The sequence below is a fragment of the Ferruginibacter sp. genome (assembly GCF_014377975.1).
Taxonomy (GTDB): Bacteria; Bacteroidota; Bacteroidia; order Chitinophagales; family Chitinophagaceae; genus Ferruginibacter.
Map to the genome: position 1 here is coordinate 1 of NZ_JACMOO010000252.1, position 6,929 is coordinate 6,929.

At 35.6% G+C, this 6,929-nt stretch carries 4 protein-coding genes and 1 pseudogene; 1 reads left to right on the forward strand and 4 read right to left on the reverse strand.

Going from position 1 to position 6,929, the window contains the following annotated elements; genetic code table 11:
- Nucleotides 1-324 (reverse strand): annotated as a pseudogene (locus H7254_RS13320) (hypothetical protein); the annotation flags it as partial.
- A gap of 703 nt (nucleotides 325-1,027) precedes the next feature.
- Here H7254_RS13320 and H7254_RS13325 point away from each other — a divergent pair.
- Entirely contained in the window at nucleotides 1,028-2,932 is a 1,905-nt protein-coding gene (locus tag H7254_RS13325) for a gliding motility-associated C-terminal domain-containing protein (protein WP_301933436.1), read from the forward strand.
- Nucleotides 2,933-3,022: 90 nt separating this feature from the next.
- Here H7254_RS13325 and H7254_RS13330 read toward each other — a convergent pair whose 3' ends face one another.
- The 3 genes from H7254_RS13330 to H7254_RS13340 form a co-directional block, all read right to left on the reverse strand.
- A complete protein-coding gene (locus H7254_RS13330; RefSeq protein WP_301933437.1) occupies nucleotides 3,023-4,354 on the reverse strand; it encodes a vanadium-dependent haloperoxidase in 1,332 nt (443 codons plus the stop codon).
- A gap of 30 nt (nucleotides 4,355-4,384) precedes the next feature.
- Entirely contained in the window at nucleotides 4,385-5,962 is a 1,578-nt protein-coding gene (locus H7254_RS13335) for a VCBS repeat-containing protein (RefSeq protein WP_301933438.1), read from the reverse strand.
- Between the two features lie 321 nt (nucleotides 5,963-6,283).
- Nucleotides 6,284-6,929, reverse strand: a 646-nt coding sequence (locus H7254_RS13340) for a VCBS repeat-containing protein (protein ID WP_301933439.1), incomplete at its 5' end; no start/stop codon positions are given.

The window sequence follows — 6,929 nt, forward strand, 5'->3', positions numbered from 1 at the left end:
CAGCACGGTGAGCCCGTCAAGATGTTTGCATGCATTCATACTTGCTGCATCTTCGTCGAGCGATTCCCTTATCATCCAGCCTATCTTTCTATGGCCTGCAGCATGCGCAGTATCGCCTGTGAAATCAAAGTCTGCCGTGAGGATAAAATCACCTGTTATTTTCTTATACAAAAAATGAAACTCATCTCTGTTAAACCAGATATTAGAACCTGCGCCCGAGAGATTGTATGTTTGGGTTGATGTATCATAACCTGCAGTGCCGGCTAATTTCGGCTTACCAATATCTGCATGATCATCAAAAATACCCACTGGATGTTGTGCCATATTCTTATTGCTTACGAGCAGAAGGAAAAGTACGGATAAAAACCGTATATCAGGGAGGGACAATTTGTAATTCATGTGTTAATCGTTTTTAAAACTGCGTTACTGAAAGTTAACTCTATTAAAAACCATTGCATCAAACAGTTACTGTTTGTGCCTTAATTTTTGTAAAACAAAATTAGAACTACCCAATGCTACAATATTTTTGTGCTATGTCCCGGCTACATTATGTACGCCGAATCACAGTTAACTTATATCGCTTAATAGGTACATCATTAAATTTTATTTCAATTTATTCATTTTCAGAAAATAAAAATATTTCATTTTCTTGTCTATAAAAATAGCTTATCAAAGATTACCAAATAGATAAAATAATTCTTTATACTATTTCATTGCTTCATATCTCTTCACTGTATTGACCAAATAAACTTCCTGCGTTAAGCACTTACTTTTTCTACTCATTTTTATGGCAACATAAAAAGATTTTGGCAGCGCTGAATTAGAATAGCATTTGAAATTGTTTACGCTATAAACAATTAATAAATTCATAATTTTATATAGCTTTAAGGAGGTAAATGTAAACTGACTAAAATTTAGGTCAACTATTTTTTTTCTAATGGTGCAAAATTTCAAAGAATCAGCTGATCAAAATAATGAGATACGAATGGTGAAATTTAATATTTTTCTAAAATTTGCTTTTATTTTTTTGTATCAACTCTTTTTACTTCCAATTGTTTTGCAAGCCCAGCTTTGTAATGGAAATCTTGGTGACCCTATTATAAATATCACATTTGGGACGGGAAGTTCAAAATTACCTACATCGGTAACTTCTTTTGAATATTCAGGAGGTTGCCCGTCTAAAGGAAAATATACAGTAGATAATTTTTTATTAGGATGTGGTGACCGTTCCTGGTTTTTACTAGCTGGAGATCATACCCATGACGTAGGAGGTTCTTTTATGGCAGTAAATGCAGAAAGTACGCCTGGTAGTGTTTATATTGATACTGCATATGGCTTATGCGGTAACACAACTTACCAGTTTTCGGCCTGGATTATGAACGTAATGCAAAAAATTACCTGCGGTGGAACTGCCGTATTGCCAAATATTACATTTACAGTTGAAACAATTTCCGGAATATCTTTAGCTACTGTTAATACGGGTAATATTCCTATTACCGATGATAAAATATGGAAACAATATGGGCTATCTTTTAAAACAGCGCCAGATATTAGTGAAGTAGTTCTTGCCATAAAAACAACCCCCATTTACGGTTGTGGGAGTTCCTTTGCCATTGATGATATTATTTTCGGAATGTGTGGCCCTTCAGTAACTACCACCCTTGATGATAATATCGGCGATGTTGATGTGTGTGCTGGTTATACCAATTCGTTTATACTGAAGTCGTCTTATGCGCCAGGATTTACTGACCCGGCAGTGCAATGGCAAAGTAGTATTGATTCCGGTAAAACATGGCAAAATATTGCAGGGGCAGTTACCACCGTGTATGCCATACCGCAGCGAGATTCAGGAATTATCTCGTATCGCAGTTTATTGGCAGAAAGACCCAATATAAACTCCCCAAAATGCAGGATAACCTCCAATGTTATTTCTACAAATGTTCATGCAAAACCAATCCATCAGCTTCCGAAAAATATTAATGGGTGTATAGGTAGAAACCTAATACTACCCTACCCTTCAGATATTTCGATATCAATTTTATGGAACGGCCCCAATGGGTACATATCGGATAAAAGTTTGTCTATTATATCAAATGTGCAATATGCAGATACGGGATTATATAAACTAAAACAGCTGTACAATTCCGGTTGTACGACACTGGATAGTTTTTATTTAAGGGTTTTTCCCGGAATTACTGTTTTTGTCAACGATTCCGTTCAATCTATTTGTCAAAGTAAAACTGTTGTGCTTTCCGCTTCTGGAGGGCAGCATTATCAATGGACACCATCCGATGGTTTATCAAGCGATACCATTGCCAATCCGATTGCCCAACCTCTTGTTTCAACTTTATATAATATAATAATTAGTAATGATTTTGGATGCCGGGATTCTGCTTTGGTTAAAGTAAATGTTTTTCAAAACCTTTCTATAAGTGCAGGATCCGATCAAATTATAAATACAGGAGATTCAATCATGTTGAATGCCACTGTGACGGGAACATCTGTAAATTTTTACTGGTCGCCTGCAACCTTTATAAATGATATCCATTCAATAACGCCTGTAGTTTATCCAATAAATAATACAGTATACACTTTAACTGCTAATTCCACCGTAGGTTGTGGTTCAGGTACATCTTCCGTTAAAATAAAAGTTTATAAAAACGTTTTTATTCCAAATGCTTTTACGCCAAATGGGGATGGTACAAATGATAGGTTCCGGATAATAGCAGCAGATAATTATAAGCAATTTAAATTACTGATCTTTAACAAGTGGGGCAAGGTAATTTATTCAACAACAGATATTATCGATGGCTGGGATGGCAGATTTAAAGGTGAACTTCAGCCTACAGGTTCTTATGTTTATTATGTTGAAATACGCACAGCTTCCAATAAAAAAATATCTAAGAAAGGAACAATTATGTTACTAAGATAATGAGCGTTTACATTTTTCCCTATGCAGGTACTTACTTGCTATTATGCCATTAGTACTTTCTTGATTGCCTTACCAGGAACCTATCATCAACTACTTTGTTATTTTCTCTACTATAAGTTCACCTACTTTTCTTCCGGTATTTGCACCTTCATCCACACTAAACCGGTAATGAATACCACCATACACACGGCTTATAGAAACTTCATCTGCTGCCTGCACAAAAGAATTAAAGTGACGTTGCATACCAATATATCTTAGATCACTGGTATCCTGAAATGCAAAATTCTCTCCAAATAACCTGGTTAAGACAGTTGCAGCTGAACGGGTGATAGCACTATGTCCGCTTGCGTATTCAGGAAACGGTGGTGTTTGGAGGAAGGATGTCCAGCCAGGATCTATTGATTCATTAATCACTGTTATGGGGCGTATATAATTACTGCGATATTTTTCATCCCAGCATGCAATGAAGGCATCATATAAAGCAATTGATGTCAATGCATAGGCCTTGGCAGTTTTTAGTGCATCTGCATTTGTTTGTTTACAGGCTATGGCGGTAATTCCCATCCAATGGCCACCCGGAGTTATTTTTTTATTACCAAACATCATGTGGCCTGAATGTTCAATCACAAAAGGATTATCATCCCAATAGCGTGCAATAGTTTTTTGTTCTTCTGTAAGATTTTTGCTTATTAAATAAACATTTTTAACAGCTTTAAAGAAAACACTGTTGGTATCTGTGCTAAATAGTGGTGGTCTTGGTGACATAAATTGAGTACAGGAATCCATTACCATCGGTTTCATGGTATTCCAGCACCATTCTACTCCATCCATGTAGTCTGGCGGGGTAGGCCTCCACTTTCCCGGGTCGTTACTACCCAGATACTTGGGTTTACCACGTGATTGAATATACCCATCCATGTTAGCTCTAGCCAATATTACTTTACCAATGGTGTCTCCAAAAGCAATTGAATACTGGTAGGTAGAGTCGTCAAGGTTTTCTTTAAAATTATTATAAACCGATTCTTCATAATTTTTTAAAGAATCAACAGAAAAAACTTTTACGTTATGCGCAACCGTAAAAAATGCTTTTGTGGCAGCAAGGGTAAAATTGTAATTTTTGCCCTTTTGCGGGGTAGGTATTTTTCCAAAACCTTTCAGTTTTTCAGCTATGGAGGGAGTTCCTGCTTTACTAAAACGCATAGCTTCATAAGATGCTAAAGAAGAATAAACATATATCCTCGCTGCAACCGGTGGTGTAAAAACGTCATAAATTATAACCTGTGTTAGCTGATCTTCGTTTTGATGCAATATATCGGCATCTAATAATTTAAGAGCTTTTTTTGAATGACAGTTGGTAAACAAAAAAGCAGAGACACATAAAAAACAGGTTACTTTTAAAAGGTTTTTAATTTGTATTTTCATTTGTAAGGTTTTTGGACAATTAAAATGAAGTTATTTTTTTATAATATTTTTTAATACCAGAAATGGGGGCCCTTGTTTCCAATTGGCTGCTCCTTTTACAAATGCCGGCGCTATCGAAAAATTACCAAGCACAACATCAACTTTACCATCCCCATCAAAATCTGCTGCATCCATTGTCAGCCATCTTCCCGAGTTTGTTCCCGCAATACTGTAAGGTTGAAAATCTAAATTACCTTTATTTTCAAGGTAAATAAAACTTTCTTCAGGATGATTTGCGTAATCTGCAAAAAATGAAATTGCAGCTATATCAAGATCCCCATCTCCATCAAAATCTCTGGCCATTGCTTTAAAACAACCATGCATCGGAAAAAAATATTGTTGTTTAAAATGGTTACTGCCATCATTTATATAAATATAAACTCCATGGTAAGGTTTTAGTACGGCCGAAAGGTCTGCATTATCGCCACAGGTGTATAGTATATCAGGAAATCCATCTTTATTAAAATCTGCCAATTCAAAATAAGAAGAGCCATTAATTGGTGGAAACCGCAGCACTTGTTCCTGCTCAAATTTACCATGCCCTTTATTGGTAAATAAAAATACCCCTTCTTCTCCTTGTGCAAATAACACCCAAATGTCCGGCAAACCATCGTGATTAACATCCCTGACATAAGCTTTTATAGCACCCGGCAGGCCCCGTAAAACGTGTCGTTCAAAGTTATTATTTCCAAGGTTCTCCATCCACGATAGCGCACCAATTAGATTACCATATTCACAAACCAGGTAATCCATTTTACCATCCGCATTTAAATCGGAAGATATTACCTGAACCGGTCTCGCAAGCTTACTAAAATTTACGTTGCTGTCCACTTTCATTTTGTCATTTTCACCCAATGAAGTACGAAATATGTTGCCATATTTTCCATTATTCGGATTCATTACACCAATATTACAAAATGTGAAATCTTGTCCATGTATTTCAATGTCCACTGCCGTGCCGCCATTTCGAAAAGTATCTATCAGGTTTAGTTGATTGCTGAAACGATAAATATTTTTAGTAACCATGTCAGAAATAATTAACTGACGCACAGATGCCTCCGTATCAATTTTAACCAAGGTGATACTTGGCAAGGGAATTTTAAATGCCGGAAATGTTGGTGTAAACAAGAATGACCCGTTTTTAACAGCATATTTCCTTTGCTGACCCTTTAATGTATCAGGTGAAACAGCTGTATAATAGTCAATAATGCATTGCCATTCCTGAAAATTTAAAACGGGTTGTGAAGGATAAAAATGCGGGTCAAGATTAACGTCATTTTTGCTGGAAGGATAATGAGTAAACCCATAATTAAATATACCCAACCATGGACCCATTCCAGGCAACACTCCAGTTTCCCAGTGCTTTGAATCTAACATTGAAGGGTCGGGAAGCATATGGCATGATTGACAATATTTAGTTGCCAATACTTTTCCTTTGGCAATATTAGAATCTGGAATAGCTGCATGAGATGCATTTTTTTTGAAATTACTACAGGAAAGAATAAAAATAATTAACCCTGATAACACGATGTACCTGGGGGTGAGTATATTTTGTTTTATTAAAGTCATTGTTATAATTAATTATAAAAAATCTACAACAGATGTTTTTCATTAAAGATGTTCACCAAAAGTATAACCAAATCAAGGCACTATTCATAAAAATAATTTAAATATACGGGTGTCTTTTGTGCTAGGAATCCAAAATGAGACATTCTATTTTTTATTAATTGTAGATTTATCCAGCGATAAATAATTGCATTTTTTATCGCAAAATTATTTTTCAAAGTATATACATTACCACCAAAAGGAACATAGAAAATTAGATAACGAAAAGATAAACAAACGCTGTAAATATTAGTTCAAAACAGAAGTAAAAAACCACTATTCATATCAATGGGTAAATTCAATTTTTCTTTTATTATTCTTGCTATCATTAATCATGATTGAAGTAACGTTACTATCAATGCTTAAAAATCTTGCTGACTGGGAAAGGAAAGAAGATCCATAATAAAATTCCAGTCGCTGTATTTTTCCATTCTTAAATGTTTCCTCTCCGGTTACTTCGTTTGGTAGTAAAGCAACAGTTTGTACATTCCTTTTAAGCTCAAACACTTTTAATCGTCCACGGTTTTGACCGGCAGCTACAAGATAATTCCCATTTTTTCCCCTCAATTTTACCAAAGCTTTCCCATTTCCAGGAATATAAATCCCACTTTGTAGGATCGACAACGAAGTAAAGTTACCTTTCCCATCTCCTTTTAAAACCAATCCGTTTAAGGCATCGTATCGACCTACTGAAACATCCGTTCCATAGTCATTGCCATTGATTATCAGATCGAGGTTACCATCGCCATCAAAATCATCTACGGTCATTCCATTTAAAGCTGATAGTTGTGCCTGCATGGGCAAGGGAATCAATGTGAATTTTCCGTTGCCATCATTTCTACAATAACTGGATTGAAAATTATTTGCTTTTAAAATTAATGCTCCCTTTAATTGTTCGGGTGTAAATAATTTATCCATTGTGGCAGAAGCA

Coding starts and splice junctions, on each gene's coding strand:
- H7254_RS13330 (WP_301933437.1), bottom strand. CDS start 4,354: ATGAAAATACAAATTAAAAACCTTTTAAAAGTAACCTGTTTTTTATGT.
- H7254_RS13335 (WP_301933438.1), bottom strand. CDS start 5,962: ATGACTTTAATAAAACAAAATATACTCACCCCCAGGTACATCGTGTTA.